Source organism: Algoriphagus kandeliae (assembly GCF_004571135.1).
In the GTDB taxonomy this organism is placed as follows: domain Bacteria; phylum Bacteroidota; class Bacteroidia; order Cytophagales; family Cyclobacteriaceae; genus Algoriphagus; species Algoriphagus kandeliae.
The window spans coordinates 987,524-1,008,592 of record NZ_SPSB01000001.1 but is presented as its reverse complement, the minus strand read 5'-3'; the positions used below and the strand labels follow the sequence as shown (position 1 = coordinate 1,008,592).

Below are 21,069 nucleotides of genomic sequence, written 5' to 3'. Positions count from 1 at the left end.
ATTAATTTTAGTAAGTGTACTTGACAAAAACTCGCTTGTTGATTTCTTGACCATCTGGAGCAATTAAAGGGGCATCAGCGCTTTCTGCATTGACTCTGAACTTTGCTACAGGCATATAAGCTCCTTCGAAAGAAACATGATGCACTTGAATTGAGCGTAGACCCAGTGTTTCTGCTATCAATTGAGCTTGATTTTGAGCGTCTAAAAGCGCTTCGGTTATCAAGGTTCTTTCAAGGGCTTTTTGTTGTTCTTTTGAAACATCAAATTGAAGATTAAAACTCATATCTCCAGCTGCTTGAATAGCTTCCACTATTTTTTGAAGTTCTTCAGTTTGGCTAGTGGTAACAATTTGTAGATTTTGACGTGCGACATAGCCACTGTCAATCCAAGTATTACCCCTCTGAATGCGGTTGATGTTTACAGAAAAATTATCCGCAATGAGCTTGTAATCTTTGATTTTAGCTTTTTTCAAGGCAGCAGCAAGATTCTCTGTTTTTGTATTCAATACGCTCGTGGCCGTAGCCACATTCATAGCTTTTTCCTGAAGATAGATATTGAATGAGGCTTGATCCGGAGCGATTTTTCTGGATGCATTCCCTTGAACTTCAATAAGCGGTATGGCACTGTTTTCTTGTCCTAGTGCTAGGGCAGAAATAGCAAAAACCAAAAATAAGGTGAGGATGGAATTTTTCATGTTTATAAGCATTTAATAGAAAATTAAGTCAAGGATTAGACTGCTCTAAGCAGTAAAAAGCTACAAAAATTACTGAATTTTAACAGGATTTAGGATCTATTTCAGAATCTACCTTAGATTCTTTTCCTCTTAAGTAGAAGACTATTGCTTACTACCGATACCGAACTAAAAGCCATAGCAGCACCTGCAATCATCGGATCTAATAAAAATCCATTAATAGGATAAAGAATACCAGCCGCTATCGGGATGCCGATTACATTATAAATAAAAGCCCAGAAAAGGTTTTGTTTGATTCCCCGCACGGTCAATTTGGACAGGTTTATGGCCTGAGGAATTTTGCGAAGGTCGGATGTGATAAGGGTAATTTTAGCAACATCCATGGCAATATCAGATCCGTGTCCCATGGCAATACTAACATCAGCCAAAGCCAAAGCCTCCGAATCGTTGATGCCATCTCCAACCATGGCAACAATTCTATCCTGCTTTTGCAATTCTTTTACGTAATCACCTTTTTCTGATGGTAAAACTCCAGCTTTAATATGTTTGATCCCGGCTTCTTTGGCTATGTATTGGGCTGCTATTTCCTGATCTCCAGTTAACATGTGAACTTCAATTCCCGAATTCTGTAGAGACTGAATAGCTTCCTTCGAACCGGTTTTGATTTGATCCGAAATTGTAAAAAGTGCTAGTGCCTGCCCTTTTTTTGCGAAGTAGACGAGTGTTTTTCCATCTTTAGCTTTTTCTCGGGCAAATGGCTGAAATGGCTTGGGTATTTCCACCGAATTTTCCTCAAGAAGCTTTTGATTTCCCACAAAAAAAGAATCCTGATCAATACTTGCTACCACACCCTTACCGGAAAAACTTTCAAAACCGGTAGGTGACAGTGGTTGTAAATCTTGCTTCTCCAAGTCCAAACTTATTGCCTTTGCAAGTGGGTGTTCGGATTTAGATTCAATTCCCAGCAGAATTCTAGAAAACCTTTGAATTTCAACTTTATTCAAATCCTGATTCCAAAGGACATCCTCAACTCTTGGTTTTCCTTCGGTAATCGTCCCAGTTTTGTCGAGAATGATGGTGTCTATTTTTTGGGCTAGTTCTAAGCTTTCAGCATCACGGATCAAAATATTGTTTTCAGCGCCTTTTCCCATTCCTACCATCACAGCTGTAGGCGTTGCCAAGCCTAGAGCACATGGACAAGCAATCACTAACACCGCAATAGAGGCAAGTAGGGCATGGGTAAGTCCATTTTCGGATCCTACCATCATCCAAATCGCAAAAGTGGAAATTGATATAAGAATAACAGTTGGGACAAAAATTCCCGCAATCTTATCGACCAATTTTTGGACAGGAGCCTTACTGCCTTGAGCCTCTTGTACTCGTTGGATGATTTGAGCTAAAATCGTGGAAGCTCCCACTGCAGTAGCCTGCATCTGAAGGCTTCCTTGTTGATTGATAGTGCCGGCAAATAATTTTTCCCCAGTCTCCTTTTGAACGGGGATAGGTTCGCCTGAAATCATGCTTTCATCCACAAAAGAGGAACCACTTATTACTTTCCCATCAACTGGGATTTTTTCACCGGGCTTTACCAAAATTCTGTCTCCTAATTGAACCTCTTCTATCGGGATTTCTTCATTTTTTTCATCCCCGATTCTCGTTAAGGTTTTGGGTTTAAGTCCTATCAATTTTTTAAGAGAGGAGGATGTGCTTGATTTAGCTTTTTCCTCCAGTAATTTTCCAAATGATATAAAGGTGATAATAACAGTAGCCGCTTCAAAATAAACATGCGGCTCCATCCCTTGTTGGATTAGGAATTGAGGGAAAATCGTATTGAATGCACTGAATAAAAAGGCAATTCCTGTTGATAAAGCCACTAAGGTATCCATATTGGCTTTTCTGTTTTTTGCTTGTTTCCAGGCATTGATAAAAAAGTGCTTTCCAAAATAGAATAGAACTGGAATAGTCAAAACCAAACTTATCCATCTTCCAGGTGTCCAATCCATAAAGAACATTCCCAACACAAAAACAGGAATAGTTAAAATAGCAGCTCCAATGGTCTGCTTTTTTACTTCCTGATAATGTCTTTCCTGCTCTTCTTCGACACTTTCCTGAATACTCTTATCAGAAATAATCAATCCATATCCTACGTCTTGAAGGGCGTCATTTAATGCTTGAGGAGTAATCCCTTCCTCATATTCTACTTGGACGGTATTGTTGGCAAAATTCACGGATGCAGATTTGACTCCGTCTGTGAAGGATAAAATAGTTTCCACACTAGAGGCACAGGCAGCACAGGTCATGCCTGTTACTGGAAAAGTCTGAGTGTGAGTGCCTTTAGTTGCTGTTGAAGATTCCATAGGAATTTGTTCGGAAAACAAAGCTTAAGTATAGGTTAAAAATTGAATGTATTGATAAATAGTTCACTTTGTGAATTAATGATTAGAATAAAAAAAAGCCCTGAATTTCACTTCAGGGCTTGAAAAAGGCTTCTTTAAATTAGTTTGAAGGTCCACCTTCAGGAGCTTTTGTAACTTCGATTTTATCTCCGTCTTTTAGCTCTTTGCTGACGATGAAATAAGGACCTGAAATTACTTCATCTCCTTCTTTCAATCCTTCTAATACTTCGATATTCTGATAATCTGAAATGCCTGTTTTGATTTGTCGCATGACCGCGCTTCCATTTTCTACCAAGAATACAAGCTCTTTCAATTGAGTAGTTGTTCCTCCTTCTAGGGTGTCTACTTCATTTTCTCGAGTAGTTACTGAAGAAAGCGGAATAGAAAGCACATCTGATTTTTCAGTAGTAATGATTTCTACAGAAGCAGTCATTCCAGGTCGGAAAGGATATCTATTTCCTTCTTTCACTAAGTCCTCGTAAGATGAATTTAGGATTCTGATTTTCACTTTAAATTCCGTTACTGCATCTGCAGAAGCTTTTGTGTTTGCGGTATTCGCAATGCTTGTTACAACGCCTTTAAACTTCTTGCCAGAGTAGGAGTAGGCATCCACATCAATAATCGTAGTATCTCCTTTGCTAAGACGAACGATGTCATTTTCATTTACGTCAACCCGCACTTCCATTAAGGATAAGTCAGCGATGGTCAACATCTCAGTACCAGCCATTTGCTGAGTTCCTACCACACGTTCCCCTTTTTCTACCAATAGGTTGGATACAATACCAGAAACAGGAGAGTAAACATTGGTCAGGCGAAGATTTTCAGCAGCTTCATTTACAGTAGCCTGAGAACTTTTGACAATAAACTCAGCTGCTACTACATTTTGCTTGGCAGCTTCTAAATCTTTTTGTGCAGAAATATAGGAAGCTTCAGCCTGCTCAAAATCAGCATCAGAAATTGCTTTTTGCTCGTAAAGAACTTTCTGCCGCTTGTAATTCAATTCGCTTTGCGTGAATTGAGCTTCTGCTCTTTGAAGACTTGCTCTAGCCTGTGCAAGGTTAGCTTCTTGCTGATTTAAGTTTGCGCGTGCACGATCCAAAGCAGAAATAAAGTTGTCAGGTCTAATTTTCACTAGAAGCTTTCCAACCTCTACAGAATCACCTTCCTGTACATTCAATTCGATGATTTCACCAGCTACGTCAGGACTAAGATTCACCTCAATTTCAGGTTGAATTTCTCCGGACGCTGAAACCTTTTCAATGATTTTGTTTTTGGAAACTTTTGCTGTTTGAACTTGGGTAACTTTTTCACCGCCAATCCAACCTGCAGATTTTCCAATAATTGCGAATAGGATGATTAATCCAACAACTCCCAGGAGGTAATAAAGAGATTTATTTGATTTTTTCGTTGTCATGGTTTAGTTAAGGTTGATGGGGTTTCCTAAATAGAAATCAAGGACTTTAACTCTGAAAATGTAGGTGTATTTTGCATTCAAAAGATCAGACTGAGCATTGAAATAATTCACCTGTGCTACTTGAAAGTCCACAGAATTGATTGCTCCAAGATCAAATCGCTGCTGAGCAATTCGAAGGGATTCTTCCAAGCTTTCCACTCGAGTTAAAGAAGCTTGATAAGAACGCTCAGCTGCTAAAGCTTGGTTGTAAGCTGTTTCAATGTCCTGACGCAATTGGTTTTTCGCTTCAAGTTCTGCTACCTCTGCCAATTGACGTTGAACTCTAGCCCGCTGCAAATTCGATTTATTGTTGAACTGCGTAAAGATCGGAATATTCAAAGAAAGGTTGACCGATTGAGAAAGGTTGTTTTCGATTTGAGTTCTGAAAGGATCCGGTTCTTGTCCTGGAGCAGCTCTATCTACATAGTTAGAGAAAATATTTGCTCCAATTCCTAAAGAAGGATAAAATGCTCCTTTAGCCGATTTTACTCCATATTCAGCACTTTCAATGTTTTTCTGTGCCGCCAAAATCTCTGGCATGATTTCCACCGCCGTATTATAAATCATGGTTGGGTTTTCGGTGGCCATCAGCGTTTCATTGAATTCAAGAGCAGGTTCTACCACATCAAAATCCTCAGTAAATGGAATTTGCATAGCTTGAGCCAAATTGAGCTTAGCTATTCGTAAAGCATTTTGAGCATTGATTACTTCTGATTCATTGGTGGCATTTTGTGCCTCTAAGTCCAATTGGTCGGAGTATGGCAAAGAGCCAGCTTCTACCAGTTTGGTAGTTCTTTCCAGTTGCTCTTGAGTAGTTTTTAGCTGGTTCTCAGCAATTTTCACTTGCTCCCGATTAAAAACGACGTTGATGAATAAATTGATAATATTCAAGGTAATCGTGTTCTCGGTGGCTTCTATGTTATATTGGCCAGCTTCCAAATCAGACTTTGCCTGATTAACTGAATTATTGATTCTGCCAGCACCAAAAATGGTCATGTTGGAGTTCATCGAAAGGTTGATGTTTCCGATTCGCTCAGTTTCAAAGAGGTTGGTTACTGGGTTAATGGAACGACCCCAACGGTAACCACTACTGGCGCCTGTAGATAGGGTAGGGAAGCGACTTCCTTTACGTTGCAACAAATTTGCTTCGTTGCCAATTTGGTTGAGTTGACTTCGTTTGAGTGTCAAATTGTTTTCGAGTGCAATTTCCACAGCAGTTTCCAGGTCAATAGGACCTGTAATTTCCTGTGCTTTAGTCTCAAAAAACAATCCGCAGATCAAAGCGAAGCTTACAAAAAGCTTTTTCATTGTGGTAGCTTATAGATCTATATCTGGTATGTAAATTAATTCTTTAATCCAAGGTAATGATTTCAAATAATCGATGGTAATAGGCCTTATGCCGGAGTCCATCTCAATGACATGGCAAGCTAAGTCGTTTTTTCCTTTTCGAGAAACAGACATAGTAGCAATATTGGTTTTTTCCTGAGCAATTACAGACGAAATGAAAGCAATTGCGCCGGAAACATCCTGTGCCTTAATAATCAATGTATGAAGTTGCGCCGAAAAGTTGGCAACAAATCCATCCACTTCAGCAATATTGATTAATCCTCCTCCCAAACTTTCACCGACGACTTCAACCTTTCTATCTCCCCTTCGAAGATTTAGTTTTATAGTATTTGGATGGTGAACAGAGGAATTTCCTATTGACTTGAAATGATAGACAAGTCCTTTTTCTTTAGCAAAATCCAATGCTTCTCGGATTCGCTCATCATCGGTTTTAAAATCCAAAAGACCACCGATAATTGCCCTGTCACTCCCATGCCCCTCATAAGTTCTAGCGAAAGAATTGTAGAAAACGATACTCGCTTCATCAGGAATTCCACCTAAAACTCGGATGGCAGCCCGGGCAATTCGAACTACTCCCGCCGTATGCGAGGAAGAGGGTCCTATCATTACGGGACCAATCATGTCAAAAACACTGCTTTTTCCTGCCATTGCACCAATTGACCAATTACTATGCTAAGAATCCTCTGATTTAAAATTCAGGTCAAAAATGAAAATATTTGAGGATTTTACAGAATTATTTTGGACCAATAGTCAAATTTAAATACGGTTTAAATAATTCAAATTTAAATTCTGTTCATAATCGAACGTTTTTATGCGCGATTTTGAACATGCTAATTCAATAAAACCTCGCTATTCAATAAAAGTGTATTAGTAGTCGGTTTTGGTGAAATCTAATTTTTTGGGAATGGGGAAGTTTTTTGACCATTGATAAGGCCAAGTATATTTTACATATAAAATTGACAGTAGTGGTTGCTGACCTTTATCTGAAAGTTTTATATTTAGTGGCTTATTTAGCTATTAGTCTTTAACCTATAAACTTATTACTAAGCCCAATAACCCTAAAATCTATGCTCTTAGAACCCTTAGACCTGGTAGTATTCATAGGATACTGCTTATTGATCGTTGGCATGGGGATATTTGTATCCCGTGAAAAGAAAGGCCACGTAAAGAACTCATCAGATTACTTTTTGGCGTCTAAAGCCCTTCCCTGGTGGGCAGTAGGTGCTTCTTTGATCGCCTCCAATATTTCAGCCGAGCAATTTATCGGAATGTCAGGTTCCGGTTTCGCGCTGGGTTTGGCAATTTCCACGTATGAGTGGATGGCTGCAGCTACTTTATTAGTAGTCGCAATTTTCTTCCTGCCTGTTTATATCAAAAAAGGCATTTACACGATGCCTGGTTTCTTGCTGGATCGCTACGATACAAGAGTAAGAACAACCATGGCGGTTTTCTGGCTTTTGCTTTATGTCTTCGTAAACCTGACCTCAGTTCTTTATTTAGGGGCTTTGAGCTTGAATACGATTCTAGATATTCCGCTTTCTTATGGAATCATCGGTTTGGCTTTATTCGCGATGATTTATTCCATTTATGGAGGACTAAAAGCTGTAGCCTGGACAGATGTGGTACAAGTTTTCTTCTTAATCGCGGGAGGACTAGCTACGACCTACATCGCACTTCAGATGGTAGGAGAAGGAGATGTTTGGGAAGGGATTAGCCTGCTTAGACAAGAAGTTCCCAATCACTTTTCCATGATTCTTTCCAAAGGTGAAATGATGATTCCTGATGGAAAAGGTGGTGAATATGACGCTTACCTGGATCTCCCTGGATTAAGTGTTCTAGTAGGAGGAATGTGGATTGTAAACCTCAGTTATTGGGGATTCAACCAATATATCACCCAGCGAGCATTGGCTGCAAAGAGCTTGGATGAGGCTCAAAAGGGGATGATTTTCGCAGGTTTCTTGAAGATTTTGATGCCTTTGATCGTAGTTATTCCAGGTATTGCGGCGTTGGTCATTGTGAATAAAGGAATGGATTCAAGTTTCTTGTCATCTATGCAGGATCCAATGACTGGCTTGGTAAAATCTGATCGAGCATATCCGACGTTACTTCAATTGCTTCCTGTAGGGTTGAAAGGTTTGGCTTTTGCTGCTTTGACAGCCGCGATTGTTTCCTCTTTGGCATCCATGGCAAATAGTACTTCGACTATCTTCACCATGGATATTTACAGCAAGTATTTTGGGAAGAACTCTACAGAAACGCAACAGGTAAGAGTTGGTAGAATTACAGCAGTGGTAGCCTTTGTAATCGCCTCCTTGGTGGCTCCTGCTTTGGGTCAGCTTGATCAAGCTTTCCAATTCATTCAGGAATATACAGGTTTTATTAGCCCTGGAGTATTTGCTATTTTCTTCTTTGGTGTTTTCTGGAAAAAAACAACTTCCAATGCTGCCTTGGTCGGTGCAGCTTTGAGTATTCCGCTTTCGGTGGTTCTAAAGTTTGGTTTCCCAGGTCTTCCATTCATTGATAGAATGGGAATAGTGTTTTTGATTTTGGCGGCATTGATGATCAGCATCAGTTTGATAGAAGGAAAAGGAAAGGATCATCCAAACAGCATCGATATCAACAGAGACCTATTCCGAACTAGTACTGGATTTAAAGTCGGAGCCTTCCTGATTTCTGGAATTATAGCAGCATTGTATATTATATTCTGGTAAGTCATGAGGAAATTATTGCTAGGATTAGATATAGGGAGTTCCTCAGTCAAAGCCTCTTTGCTGGATGCTGATTCAGGAACAGCTTTAGTAGCAAAAGCATTTCCTAGTGAAGAAATGCCGATTTCTTCCCCTAAATCAGGTTGGGCTGAACAAGATCCCGAAATGTGGTGGAAATATGTTCAGCAAGCTTCCAAATACGTACTCGACAAAGCACAGGTAAAAAAAGGGGAATTGAAGGGTATCGGAATTGCCTATCAAATGCATGGTTTGGTCCTAGTGGACGAAAATCAGCAAGTTCTTCGCTCTTCCATTATCTGGTGTGATAGTCGTGCGGTGGAAATTGGAGAAAAAGCTTTCGAGCGATTAGGGGAGGAATATTGCTTGAATAATCTGTTGAATTCCCCAGGGAATTTTACAGCTTCCAAATTGCGCTGGATCATAGAAAACGAACCTGATCTTGTTTCCAGAATCCATAAAATCATGCTTCCTGGAGATTACATTGCGATGAAATTGACAGGAGAAATTTTGACTTCGGAAACAGGCTTATCTGAAGGGATTTTTTGGGACTTCCAAAAAAACGGGATCAGTGAAAAACTCTTGGAAGATTACCAAATCTTGAAAGAATGGATTCCTGATGTTGTTCCTTCTTTTTCACTTCAAGGAAAAGTTACTTCCCAAGCGTCCAAGCTTACGGGGATAGAAGAAGGAGTTCCGGTTTCTTATCGCGCAGGTGATCAACCGAATAATGCATTTTCGCTAAAGGTACTAAAACCAGGCGAACTTGCTACTACTGCAGGTACTTCCGGTACGGTCTATGGAGTCTGTGATACTCCTTTGTTTGATCCGCTTTCAAGAGTAAATACCTTCGTCCACGTCAATCATCAAAAAAATACGCCTTCTTATGGGGTGTTGCTTTGTGTTAACGGAACAGGGATTTTGAATAGCTGGATTAAGCGATTGATGGGTGCTGGCAAAATTGAATATGATGAAATGAACAATTTTGCAGCTTCGGCAGGGATAGGAGCGGATGGCCTGCTTTTCATTCCTTTTGGAAATGGAGCAGAAAGAATCCTGCAAAACAAGCAAGTTGGAGCGCATATGATTGGCTTGGATTTGTTGAAACATGATAAAGGACATATGATCCGGGCAGCACAGGAAGGAATTGTAGCTGCATTGACCTATGGTTTCCAAATCATGAAAGATATGGGTTTGGATCTACAGACGGTTAAGGCAGGTCGGGCCAATATGTTTTTAAGTCCGATTTTTAGAAAAACCTTCATCCATATGAATCGTGTGGAGTTGAAATTATACGACACAGATGGAGCACAAGGTGCAGCAAGAGGAGCCGGAATTGGTGCAGGAATATTCACAAATGAGGCCGAAGCATTTGAAGGACTACAGCTTTTGGAGACCTACGAACCCAACGAAAATTTCTTTGAACCCTATGAGGAATTATTTTCCCGTTGGAAAAATTGCCTAGAAGAAGTTCAAAAAATGCATATATAATTGTTTAATAAACTCAAACCTAAAAATAACCAACATGTCAAAATTGTATTTTCCGGAAATTGGAAAAATCGGGTATGAAGGCCCTCAGAGTGACAATACACTAGCATTTCGGTATTACGATGCAAATCGTGTGATTGGTGGAAAAACGATGAAGGAACACTTCAAATTTGCCATTGCTTACTGGCATTCCTTCTGTGGCACTGGGGCTGATCCATTTGGTCCCGGAACGATCAGACATCCCTGGGATGTAAATCCTGATCCGATTCAGCGGGCAAAGGATAAAATGGATGCCGCTTTTGAATTCATTACAAAGATTGGCGCTCCCTATTATTGCTTTCACGATGTGGATTTGATTGATGAAGGAGACTCATTAGCTGAATACGAAAAGCGAATGGAAATCATCACCGATTATGCACTTCAAAAGCAAAAGGAAACCGGGGTGAAATTGCTTTGGGGAACTGCCAATGTCTTCAGCAATCCAAGATACATGAATGGAGCATCCACAAATCCGAATTTCGATGTGGTTGCTTGGGCGGGTGCTCAGGTTAAAAATGCATTAGATGCTACCATCAAGTTAGGTGGTGAAAATTATGTCTTTTGGGGAGGAAGAGAAGGATATATGTCTCTACTCAATACAGACATGAATCGAGAAGTAGAGCATTTGGCCAAGTTTCTTTCAATGGCTCGAGACTATGCTCGAAAAAATGGATTTAAAGGTACATTCTTCATTGAGCCTAAGCCGATGGAGCCTACAAAACATCAATATGATTATGACTCAGCGACAGTTATCGGTTTCTTGAGACATTATGGTTTGGACAAAGACTTCAAATTAAACATCGAAGTCAACCATGCGACCCTAGCAGGTCATACCTTCCAACATGAATTGCAGGTAGCGGCGGATGCAGGTCTTTTGGGAAGTATTGATGCTAACCGAGGTGATTATCAAAATGGTTGGGATACCGATCAATTTGCCATGAATCTTCAGGAATTGACCGAAGCTATGTTGGTTTTATTGACTTCCGGAGGATTGAAAGGTGGGGGAGTGAATTTTGACGCGAAAATCAGAAGAAACTCGACAGATCCTGATGATTTGTTTTTGGCCCATATCGGAAGTATGGATGCCTTCGCAAGAGGAATGCTGATAGCCAACGACATCTTAGAAAAATCTGATTACCTCGAGCGAAGAAAACAACGCTATGCGAGTTTTGATGCTGGTAAAGGAAAGGATTTTGAAGAAGGGAAATTGACTTTAGAAGACCTCCGAAACTATGCAGCTGAGGTAGGCGAGCCTGCCCAAATCAGTGGTAAGCAGGAATACTATGAAAATTTATTGAATCGGTTTATTTGATTTTGAAATAAAAAGAAAAAGCCCGCTGAATTAAATTTGGCGGGCTTTTTTAATTATTTATCCATCATGGAATTAGCTTCAATTAGTTCATCAATTTCCTGCTGAAATTTTGGGCTTGGTGGGATGCCTACTACATTTTCTAAAAAGTCGATCGTTTCAAAAAGTACTCCCTCCCAATCATCAGAAGTGATGGAACTTCCAATCACATGGTCACCTGATTTTGGGAAAGCTTTTTCTCTTTTCAATTCTTTAGGAGTTCCTAGTTGTTGATACATTTCCAGCATTTTCGGTACGGAAACTACCGGGTCTTGCTCCTCATCACTCTTATAATAATAGCCTAGAAAAAGTGGTTGTTTAATTTTTTCAAAGGTCTTTTTATCCATCATACTGTAAAGCAGTACAGCCAAACTTTCATAGGCGTTCATATGGTAATCTTCAGACCAATAGGCGGCTTTTTCACCCTCACGATTCTGATGAATAACTTTGTTTTTCATCATTGTTTTTTCCATAATCCATTGCTGCCAAGGACTGAATAAACCTTCCAATCGTCCACCATTATCTCGGATTGCCGGAGAATATAGGACTACAGCTTTTATATCGGGCTGTTGCGATGCCAAAATCAAAGTCAGAGCTCCTCCCATAGATGTCCCTACTACGATAACTTCATCGCCTAAACTTTTCCCGATTTGATATGCTTCACCTGCCGCGTCTACTAAGGCTTGCGCTGAAAGATATTCCATTCCGTTTTCCCGACGAATTCCATGTTCGGGAAGGCGTGTGACGTAGAGATTTGCGCCAAAATGTTCCGCCAAAAACCGATGAACAGGATCTCCTTCCATTGGGCTTGCCCCAAATCCATGAATATATACAATGGAATAGGGGGTCTTTCTTGGATTACTTTCATCTGCCCATTGGATATAGGCTTCATTCCCTTCCTTGAGACCGATCACGGTATCCTCACGAGTCTTTATATAATCCATCAATTCATTGACCCGAGTCGGAACTTCGGGATAATGGACGATCAACTCCTGCTTTTCTACTTTGGGACCAAGCATGTAGACAATGGCTATGACCATTGCGAGGGAGAATAGAACCAGAAAGAGTTTTCGGATCATGATTTAGTTCGTTGAAATTATTGGAGAGGTAGAATCAAAAATTATCTGTCTTCCATCTCTCAAAAATAAGTAGGTTCTCGTATGCAATTGAGAATTATTTTCTATATCACCGGTAAATTTCAACCCAAATGTTTTTTCAAACTTCCTGAAATCCCGAATTTCTGATAGCGGAATATCTTCCCTATTTTCAAATAGATAGGATATGTCTGAACCTGCCTGAATGTTGCCAAGCGGTTTAGTTAAGGTAATGGCAATGTTAGAGATGTTTTGAAAATTGTAGAGTGGAATACAGGAAAGAGCATAAGCGGAGCCAAATCCTGATCCTTTATTCAGATTTTCGGTAAGTAAATCAAATTCCAGATCTATGACCAATTCAAAATCCTGTTTGGGGACAATATCCGATGAAGTAGAAAAACGGTCATTTTTAAAAGGCAGATATTTAACATTTATATCGGTAGCCGCCGCATTCCGTGGATCGGGGCAACGGCTATACAAATCTGGAAGTTGCTCCTGAACGCAAGACTGACCGATCATTAGAATCATATAGCCTATTAAAATGGAAAAAAGTGATATGGTTTTTTTCTGAATCATTTTCATTCACTTATTACTAAAATAATGGAAATATTACGAGCTTTCAGAAAATGACCTTTCTTTAACATTTATTAGAAATTCCATTTGATTTAGTATCCTTTCTTTCTCCGAATACGTTACCAAGCCAGATTACGATACGATTTTTAATCACTATGAAAAAAACTCTTCTAATTCTTGCGATTTTGATCTTTGCAGGATCCCTCAAAGCACAGGAAAATTCTCGCTTACCCTATCAATCTATTTTTGTGGAATTGGGAGGTCCGGGACTTCCTTACAGCTTCAATTACGATTTCCGATTCAACAAGGAAAAAATGGATTCCTGGGGGCTTCGTGTTGGAGCCAGTGGATATGCTTTTTCAGGAGGTGAATCCTTTTTCTCTTTGCCTGTGATGGCAAATCGTCTTTATGGAAAGGGGCCTCATTATTTCGAGATGGGTTTTGGCTTGACTTTTTTCGCTTTTGATAATCAAAGTGATGATTACTATTGCCTAGATGGTTACTTTGATCAAAATTCAGGGCAGTATGTATGTACGAATTATGGAGGCAATGATTACAATTTTATTCTCGATGTAGACGGTTCTCCAAGTTTGATGGGCACGATGAATTTCGGGTACCGTAGAATACCAGTTGATGGGGGATTTATGTGGAAAATCAGTTTAAACCCTATCTTCAATAACAACGGTTTTTGGCCTTTATATGCCGGTGTGGGATTGGGATATGCTTTTTAAGGTGAGTTTATGAAAAAATACATTTTGGCAATCCTGGTTTTTCTAGGACTTCAATTCTTCGCTCAAGCTCAATCCTCCGAAAGAGAAAAAGGTAGAGGAGTCTATGTGGAATTATTTGGAAACGGGATCACGTACTCTTTCAACTATGATCAGCGATTTTCGAATCGATTTGATGGATTGGGTTTTAAAGCAGGCGTTTCTTATTTCGCTATAGATGGTAGTTCTCTGACAACTTTGCCCTTGGGGTTAAATTACTTGCTTGGTAAAGAAGGGAAATATTTCGAAGTAGGAATGGGAGGAACCTACCTCAGAGGAGCTGATAAAAACAATAATTTTACTGTCGGAGATTCCCGAACCGTGGGTGATGGTTTCGTGGGAACAATGGTTTTTGGCTATCGTCGGGAACCTGTAGATGGTGGATTTCTATTTAGGGCCTCTTTGACTCCTGTATTCACGAGTGAATTCTTTTGGCCATTGTCTATAGGAATCAGTTTTGGCTATGCTTTTTAAAATGCACTAACGCTCGAACCCATAATCCTTTTCCACAAGACAGATTCTCGTTTTGAAGGATTGATACCATTGTTCTCTTCCCAGTTGTTGGGCTAGTTGATGTTCAGCTTCTTCTTTCCATTTTTTGATAGATTCTAAGTCTCTCCAATAACTGATTGTAATACCCATTTGGTCCCGCACACTTTCATGCCCCAAATAGCCCGATTGCTCCTTTGCCAATTCCACCATGCGTTCAGCCATTTCATGGTATCCATCTTGATTTTCAGTTAAATAATTTGTGAAAATCACTGCGTAATAAGGCGGATTTGGAGTAGGAGCAATCATTTGAAGCGCAATTATTGGATACTTTCTAAAACTAATCGGACCAATTCAGCTTTGTCTCCATTTGGAATCCATCTTGCAACAATTACTAAATCATTTTCAGGATCAACATAAATCATGTTAGTTCCTGCCCCAATATGCAAAAAGGCAGTTTCAGGAGCGGCAGGCACTTGTTGTTTATCTTGATTCAAGAAATAATTCATAAATCCATACCCGGGATTGGCAGGAGTAGGAATTTTTGACTTTTTGATCCATTCCTCGGATATCAATTGCTTTCCTCCCCAGTTTCCGTTTCGAAGGGTCAAATACCCGAATCGGGCTTGGTCCCAAGCTGAAAGCATCATTCCGCCTCCCCAGTGGGAACCTCCGCTGACAGATTGAACGATTTGCCCATCCATAACTATAAAGGAGTTTTCATAGCCTGTCCATCTCCAGGTATCACTTGCTCCGATTGGGTCCATAATTTTTTCTTTTAGGACGATTGGAAGTGGCTTTCGCCAAATATTCAAAAGTGCGAGTGCTAAGACATTTACTCGAGTATCATTGTATTCATACTTGCTTCCAGGTTCATTTTGCGGCCTGGCCCGCTTTTGTGCGACTCCTTCGGCTGGACGATCTGCCCAATCAGGTTTTCCCCAAAGGTTTCCTTCCCAATCAGAAGTTTGTCTTAAGAGATGATCCCAGGTTATTTTTCGGTTATGTTCTGTGTCAAAAAGCTCAAAAACATCCTCCTCTTCAAAATGATCGGCTTTATTCATACCAAGACGCTCTGGTCTGTATGGGTAAATTGGAGCCATGTAGGGGTAAACCAGATCGTGCTCACTTCGAATCAGTCCTTCTTCTACGGCAAGCCCTGCTGTAGTCGATAAGAAACTTTTCGCTACTGAAAAGGTCAAATCCACTCGATTTGGGTCGCCCCATTGACCAACCACATAGCCTTTGTAAATGATCACACCGGTGGCAGGTCCTCGTGTTTTCATAGGACCAATTGGATAGCCAAAAGGCTCTCTTCCAAAGGCACTTTCGTAATGTGCGATTTTCAAATTTGGATTAGCATCGCTTTCGTGAGAAATAGCGAATTCAATGGCTTCCTGAATTTTTTCTGGGTTAAGGTTGAGTTCTTCTGGAGATTTTTTCTCCCAATTTCCCTTTTCAGGAAAGTAGGTTTGGGCACTTATTTGAAATGCTCCAAATGTTAGGATGATAGCCAGCAGGAATAAATTCTTCATTTTGGATTTTTTTGTGATTTTAAGAAAAAGCTTTGAATTGGCTGAGACCATTGGTGTATTTGATCAATTTGGATCAAACTCTTTGCCTAATCATCAGTTATTGATGAATAGAAATTAGCACTTTCTAAAGAAAATTGTTTTCTGCAATTTTACCCAGTAGACTATGAAAGAAGAAAAAATTTACATTATCGGTGCCGGATTGTCCGGCTTGATAGCTGCTTTAGAATTAGAAAAATCCGGATTTCAGCCCATAATTTTAGAGGCATCTGACCGCATAGGTGGTAGAATGAAGACAGATGAAGTAGATGGTTTTTTACTGGATCACGGATTTCAGGTTTTAAATACTGCTTATCCAGAAGTAAAAAAGTATTTGGATTTTCAGGCACTTCATCTCAAAAAATTTGATCCGGGAGCAGTCATTTTTGATGAAAACGAATCCTATATCATTTCTGATCCATTGAGGAATCCTTTGAAGGTTGTCAGTATGGCATTTTCTAAAGTGGGGACCTTTATGGATAAGGTAAAGATGTTTACACTGACTCAAGATCTGAAACAAAAAAGTTTAGATGAAATTTTCAGTTCTAAGAGTATTCCCACCCATCAGTATTTGAAGGATTATGGTTTTTCTGATCAAATCATCGAGAATTTCTTCAAACCGTTTTTCAGGGGCATTTTTTTAGAAAAGCACTTGAATACTTCCTCCCGAATGTTTGAGTTTATTTTTAAAATGTTTGCAATTGGACATGCTGCTGTGCCTGAAAAGGGAATGGGGGAGATTCCGGCAATGATTCGGGAGCAGCTTAGTTCCACTCAGATTTATTTCAATCATCCAGTTGAAGAGGTTCAGGGATCAACCGTTTTACTTAAAAATGGGGAACAATTAGAGGCCGATCGAATCATTATAGCTGTTCAACCGGATAAAGTGATGAAGCAGCTTCAAGGACAGTTTGCCCCTCCTCAATCGGTGATAAACCTTTATTTTTCCCTTCAAAAATCCTTTTTGGCTCGTCCTATGATTGGGTTATTACCGGGTGAGCATCTGGTAAATAATATTGTCTTTATGGATGATGTTTCTCCTGAATACAGCAAAGATGGAAAGGCGTTGTTATCCGTAACGGTGTTGGAATCTGATTTGGACGAAAAAGAGCTAATTCGGCAAGTTCAAAAAGAATTGAGCCAAATTTCAGGGATTAAATCTGATTTCTTCAAATTCATTAAAAGTTACCATATCAACTATGCATTACCTCATGTTGATGATTTAAAATACACTATTCCTTTTACGGAGTGTAAGATTTCAGATCAGGTTTATTTGGCAGGTGATTACTTGTTGAATGGATCAATCAATGCAGCAATGACCTCAGGTAGAATAGCCGCAGAGGCGGTTATTCATTCCTTTATGCCAACTCATTAATTTAATTTTCCTGAATAGGAGAATCATCACAAGCCACATCTCCAACTATATATTGAAGTCCGTCTAGGAAAAATTGTAGCAATTCTGGGTTTTCAAAGCTTTGGGCGTTGTGGGAAGGTGCAGCATAAAAGACCTTCCCCTTTCCCTCTGATCGTATCCAGGCAGCGTAAGTTTTGCCGCTACTCATTTCCTTTCCTTTGCGTTGGTTTTTGATTTCTTGATTATTGAAATATAAAAGTGGTCGGAAATCCATCTTTTCGTAGGCATTCATGTAAAAATAGGGTTCATCCACATGGACGAAACTCCCAGAAGAAAAGGCTTGAGTCAAGGGGTGAGTTGAATCCTCTACCTGAACGTTAATAGATTGCTGCGGTGGGTGGTAATCAAAACTTCCACCGACCAAATCACTGAATGCTTGAGATTTATTCTGGGTTGTAATTCCGCCGTGCAAAACCATTAACCCTCCTCCGGATTTCACATAATCAATCAGGTTTTTTTCTAGTTGAAGTGCCTTTTTCATCAAGATGACGGAATCCTCATCGGATTCGAAACTCAATTGATCCCAAAATAAATTTCGATGATCTGGCTTGGAACAGGTATTATTCAAGACAATTGCATCAAATTCTTTTAGATTTTCCAATTCGAATAGTTCGATATCCTTACTTCCAGTTACTTCAAATGCACCGGACTTTTCACCTAAAATTTTGATCATTTCTTCCGTATGGGGAATCACCCAATGCTCAAACCCTGTGTGCAGAGAAAAGACCAAAATCTTTTTCTTGGCCGAATAAGGGAATCTTGTTTGGCTGGGTGCGATCTGCTGTATTTTTTGATTCCATTTTTCGTCATATTGGATTTCAGGAAGGTCCTGCGAAAAGGAATTCTGGGCTCCGGATAGGATCAAAAAGACGAGGGAAATCGTCAAGTAAAGAAGGCTTTTAATTCTGAATGTTCTCAAAGTTTAGTAGCTTTTCAGTGGATCAACAATCTTCCAATTTCAATAAAAAACCATGCGATTCAAAGTATTTATCCTAGGGATCATTTTTTGGACACTTCCCAATCTTGTGTACTCTCAATTGATCCAATTGGTAGAAAATGATTCAAGTTTTAACTTTTTGATGAATGATGTTCAAGTATTGGTCTACCAAAAAAGCAAAGCACCCATTCCTTTAGGAATTGATACTTTATTTTCAAAATCTGGGTTTATTCATCCCTTGGCGACCACTAGCGGAGAAATATTGACTAGAATTCAACCTGCGGATCATTATCATCATTATGGGATATGGGGCCCTTGGACAAAAACGAAGATTGAAGGAAGGGAAGTTGATTTTTGGAACCTAGGTGATGTAAAAGGACTCGTGGAATTTGATCAGGTACTTGACACAAAAGTCGACTCTTTTGGAGCAGAAATCACAGTTCGACAAAATCACATTGATTTTACCGGAAAATCATCTCCAAAAATCGCCATGGTGGAAAATCTTCGAATTCGAGTGGAAGCTCTTCAATCGGACCGATATCAAGTAGATTACACTTCAGAATTTACCAATCAATTGGATTCGCCAATTTTATTCGAAGCTTACCGCTATGGAGGAGGCATTGCATTTCGGGCGAGAAAGGAATGGGGACCGAAAAACAGCAAAATCCTCACTTCTGAAGGAAATCAGAGGGAAAATTCAGATGGAACAAGGGCTCGATGGGTTTTGGTATATGGAAAATCTAATTCGCCCCAAGGCTCAAGTGGATTGTTGATATTAAGCCATCCTAAGAACTTTGAGCATCCCGAACCGCTACGTGTTTGGCCGGAAGATTCTAATGAAGGGGTTGAAAATGTCTTTTTGAATTTTACCCCGACCCGGTTTCATCCTTGGGAAATTTTGCCAGAAAAAACTTACCAACTTCAATATCGGCTGATTGTCTTTGATGGGATATTAGAGGTATCTGAAGCCGATGAATATTGGAAAACCTTTTCGGGTCAAAAATAGAGTTAATTAGGGTCTTGATTGATTCCAAATTCATGGTTTTGATTGACCTTTTGATTTGTAATCGTTTATTTCAAAGAAAATACTTCGATTGGAGGAATATGATGAAAAATGTGATTTTTAGGAACGGAGATAAAATGCCCATTTTGGGTTTGGGAACTTGGAAAAGTAAACCTGGGGAAGTTAAACAGGCCGTTTATTGGGCTTTGGAAGCCGGATACCGACATATTGACTGTGCGGCTATCTATGGGAATGAAAAAGAAGTGGGGGAAGGATTAGCTGAAGCCATTCGAGCCGGCATCGTACAGCGATCGGATGTGTTTTTGACTTCCAAGCTATGGAATGATTCTCATCGTTTTGAGGATGTAGGACCTGCTTTGGACAAGACTTTGGAAGATTTGGGAGTTGATTATTTAAACCTTTATTTGATTCATTGGCCGATTTCATTCAAGCATGGGGTCAGCTTTGCTACCCATCGAGAAGAATTTTATACGTATGAGGATGTCCCTTTGACACAAACTTGGTCAGCTATGCAGGAGCAAAAATCTCTTGGAAAAGCTCGTCATATTGGAGTATCTAACTTTAATAGCACCAAACTACTGGAACTGATTAAGATGAACGAGGAGGTGCCTGAAATGAACCAAATTGAGATGCATCCCTTCCTGCCACAAGAAAAACTGGTAGAATACTGCAGGCAGCATCACATCTTGTTGACTGCATATAGTCCGCTTGGTTCTCCAGATTCTCGTGCAGAAAAACATCAAAATGACCCCAAACTTTTGACAAACCCTGTCGTTCGAGAAATCGCCAGAAAACATGGGGTTTCAGAAGGTCAAGTTTTGATTGCTTGGTCGGTGGCACGCGATATCGTGGTAATCCCTAAATCAGTCAATCAAGACCGAATCATAGCGAATCTTAAAGCTGCTGATTTAAAACTTGACGATCACGATATGATGGAATTACGAGACATTGGTATTTCTCATCGTTTTGTGGATGGTACTTTTTTCACTCAAGGGCAAAGTCCTTATGAATTAAGCGATCTTTGGGAATAGGAGATGAGTTGAAATAGAAATTAGTCTTCGATTTCAAGTTCTTCAAGAATCTCAGCTAATTCATCATAATCCTTTAATCCAGGCTTGATTTCTTCACCGCCTTCAAGGGCAATTCCGAATAGATTCAAGTCATTGATCAGGCTTTTTACATTAAAAGGGGAAATTCCACCAGCTAAAATGACTTTAGCCTTTTTAGCTATCAGTGCTACAGATTTCAGCTGATCTCCATCCAAAGTTGCGGAATCAGTTGTCAGTAATAAATGAATTCCTTTGGTTTTGATTTTTTCAGCCACTTCATCCTCAATATGTCTGATTTCTTGAAGAGGTGCTTCAAAAATCAATTGGTATCCCTGATCTGCAAACTCTAATAAAACATCAAGGTGATTATGCTGAATCCAGCTGATGTTCTGGTATTTACTTAGTTTTTGAGAAACAACATGTGAGTCATCATCTTTAAATTCAGCACAAAAATCACATCCAGAAACCCAACCTGTGATTTCTGAAAATAAAGTAGGGGGAACAAACTTTTCAGAGGCTTCATCCAGGCAAAACCCGATTACATCCACATACATCCCAGAACTGTAGCGGGCATCACTGAGATTTGTGACACCACTTATCTTTACAAAAGTACTTAAAGCCATTCCATTGAATTTTGGGCGAAGTTACTCATTCGTGCTTGTT

General features: G+C 39.8%; 19 protein-coding genes. 8 read left to right on the top strand and 11 right to left on the bottom strand.

Annotated elements, in window-relative coordinates:
• Positions 1 to 7 precede the first annotated feature (7 nt).
• The 5 genes from E4S40_RS04335 to sdaAB form a co-directional block, all read right to left on the bottom strand.
• Positions 8 to 694 (bottom strand): SIMPL domain-containing protein, encoded by a 687-nt coding sequence (locus tag E4S40_RS04335; protein WP_161971767.1) that lies wholly within the window; start codon positions 692 to 694, stop codon positions 8 to 10.
• Positions 695 to 807: 113 nt separating this feature from the next.
• Entirely contained in the window at positions 808 to 3,048 is a 2,241-nt protein-coding gene (locus E4S40_RS04330; protein ID WP_135071346.1) for a heavy metal translocating P-type ATPase, read from the bottom strand.
• A 139-nt stretch (positions 3,049 to 3,187) separates the two neighbouring features.
• A complete protein-coding gene (locus E4S40_RS04325) occupies positions 3,188 to 4,501 on the bottom strand; it encodes an efflux RND transporter periplasmic adaptor subunit (RefSeq protein WP_135071343.1) in 1,314 nt (437 codons plus the stop codon).
• A gap of 3 nt (positions 4,502 to 4,504) precedes the next feature.
• Entirely contained in the window at positions 4,505 to 5,848 is a 1,344-nt protein-coding gene (locus E4S40_RS04320) for a TolC family protein (RefSeq protein WP_135071341.1), read from the bottom strand.
• 9 nt (positions 5,849 to 5,857) lie between these two features.
• Positions 5,858 to 6,535 carry an L-serine ammonia-lyase, iron-sulfur-dependent subunit beta gene (gene sdaAB, locus E4S40_RS04315; protein ID WP_135071338.1) on the bottom strand — a complete coding sequence of 226 codons (678 nt, stop codon included), beginning with the start codon at positions 6,533 to 6,535 and terminating at the stop codon, positions 5,858 to 5,860.
• 419 nt (positions 6,536 to 6,954) lie between these two features.
• On the opposite strand from sdaAB, the gene E4S40_RS04310 reads away from it, so the two are divergent.
• From E4S40_RS04310 to xylA, 3 genes are read left to right on the top strand one after another with little or no spacing between them, the layout of a single operon-like run.
• Positions 6,955 to 8,598 (top strand): sodium/sugar symporter, encoded by a 1,644-nt coding sequence (locus E4S40_RS04310; protein ID WP_135071335.1) that lies wholly within the window; start codon positions 6,955 to 6,957, stop codon positions 8,596 to 8,598.
• Positions 8,599 to 8,601: 3 nt separating this feature from the next.
• Positions 8,602 to 10,104, top strand: coding sequence for a xylulokinase (locus tag E4S40_RS04305; RefSeq protein WP_135071332.1), 1,503 nt, complete (start codon positions 8,602 to 8,604; stop codon positions 10,102 to 10,104).
• A 34-nt stretch (positions 10,105 to 10,138) separates the two neighbouring features.
• Positions 10,139 to 11,452 (top strand): xylose isomerase, encoded by a 1,314-nt coding sequence (xylA, locus tag E4S40_RS04300; protein ID WP_135071329.1) that lies wholly within the window; start codon positions 10,139 to 10,141, stop codon positions 11,450 to 11,452.
• A 53-nt stretch (positions 11,453 to 11,505) separates the two neighbouring features.
• On the opposite strand, the gene E4S40_RS04295 is transcribed toward xylA, so the two are convergent.
• Both E4S40_RS04295 and E4S40_RS04290 read right to left on the bottom strand, forming a co-directional pair.
• The gene (locus tag E4S40_RS04295; RefSeq protein ID WP_135071326.1) at positions 11,506 to 12,567 is read right to left on the bottom strand and encodes an alpha/beta hydrolase; all 1,062 of its coding nucleotides are present in this window, start codon (positions 12,565 to 12,567) and stop codon (positions 11,506 to 11,508) included.
• A gap of 3 nt (positions 12,568 to 12,570) precedes the next feature.
• Positions 12,571 to 13,158 (bottom strand): hypothetical protein, encoded by a 588-nt coding sequence (locus E4S40_RS04290; RefSeq protein ID WP_135071323.1) that lies wholly within the window; start codon positions 13,156 to 13,158, stop codon positions 12,571 to 12,573.
• Positions 13,159 to 13,310: 152 nt separating this feature from the next.
• Here E4S40_RS04290 and E4S40_RS04285 point away from each other — a divergent pair, with 152 nt between their 5' ends.
• Together E4S40_RS04285 and E4S40_RS04280 are read left to right on the top strand one after the other, a co-directional pair.
• Positions 13,311 to 13,886, top strand: a complete 576-nt coding sequence (locus E4S40_RS04285; RefSeq protein WP_202615330.1) for a hypothetical protein — start codon at positions 13,311 to 13,313, stop codon at positions 13,884 to 13,886.
• Positions 13,887 to 13,895: 9 nt separating this feature from the next.
• Entirely contained in the window at positions 13,896 to 14,396 is a 501-nt protein-coding gene (locus E4S40_RS04280; protein ID WP_237563127.1) for a hypothetical protein, read from the top strand.
• Positions 14,397 to 14,402: 6 nt separating this feature from the next.
• Here E4S40_RS04280 and E4S40_RS04275 read toward each other — a convergent pair whose 3' ends face one another.
• Both E4S40_RS04275 and E4S40_RS04270 read right to left on the bottom strand, forming a co-directional pair.
• Positions 14,403 to 14,720 (bottom strand): antibiotic biosynthesis monooxygenase family protein, encoded by a 318-nt coding sequence (locus E4S40_RS04275; protein WP_135071320.1) that lies wholly within the window; start codon positions 14,718 to 14,720, stop codon positions 14,403 to 14,405.
• Positions 14,721 to 14,731: 11 nt separating this feature from the next.
• Positions 14,732 to 15,946: a serine hydrolase domain-containing protein gene (locus tag E4S40_RS04270; RefSeq protein WP_135071318.1), complete on the bottom strand. Its 1,215-nt coding sequence runs from the start codon at positions 15,944 to 15,946 to the stop codon at positions 14,732 to 14,734.
• A gap of 163 nt (positions 15,947 to 16,109) precedes the next feature.
• On the opposite strand from E4S40_RS04270, the gene E4S40_RS04265 reads away from it, so the two are divergent.
• Positions 16,110 to 17,357: an NAD(P)/FAD-dependent oxidoreductase gene (locus E4S40_RS04265; protein WP_135071315.1), complete on the top strand. Its 1,248-nt coding sequence runs from the start codon at positions 16,110 to 16,112 to the stop codon at positions 17,355 to 17,357.
• A gap of 1 nt (position 17,358) precedes the next feature.
• On the opposite strand, the gene E4S40_RS04260 is transcribed toward E4S40_RS04265, so the two are convergent.
• On the bottom strand, positions 17,359 to 18,315 hold the full coding sequence (locus E4S40_RS04260) for a ThuA domain-containing protein (protein WP_237563126.1): 957 nt from the start codon (positions 18,313 to 18,315) through the stop codon (positions 17,359 to 17,361).
• Positions 18,316 to 18,367: 52 nt separating this feature from the next.
• Here E4S40_RS04260 and E4S40_RS04255 point away from each other — a divergent pair, with 52 nt between their 5' ends.
• Together E4S40_RS04255 and E4S40_RS04250 are read left to right on the top strand one after the other, a co-directional pair.
• Positions 18,368 to 19,339 carry a DUF6807 domain-containing protein gene (locus E4S40_RS04255; protein ID WP_135071312.1) on the top strand — a complete coding sequence of 324 codons (972 nt, stop codon included), beginning with the start codon at positions 18,368 to 18,370 and terminating at the stop codon, positions 19,337 to 19,339.
• Positions 19,340 to 19,440: 101 nt separating this feature from the next.
• On the top strand, positions 19,441 to 20,388 hold the full coding sequence (locus E4S40_RS04250; RefSeq protein ID WP_135071607.1) for an aldo/keto reductase: 948 nt from the start codon (positions 19,441 to 19,443) through the stop codon (positions 20,386 to 20,388).
• A gap of 20 nt (positions 20,389 to 20,408) precedes the next feature.
• Here the strand turns inward: E4S40_RS04250 and trpF are convergent, their stop codons facing one another.
• The gene (gene trpF, locus E4S40_RS04245) at positions 20,409 to 21,029 is read right to left on the bottom strand and encodes a phosphoribosylanthranilate isomerase (RefSeq protein ID WP_135071309.1); all 621 of its coding nucleotides are present in this window, start codon (positions 21,027 to 21,029) and stop codon (positions 20,409 to 20,411) included.
• Between the last annotated feature and the right edge of the window lie 40 nt (positions 21,030 to 21,069).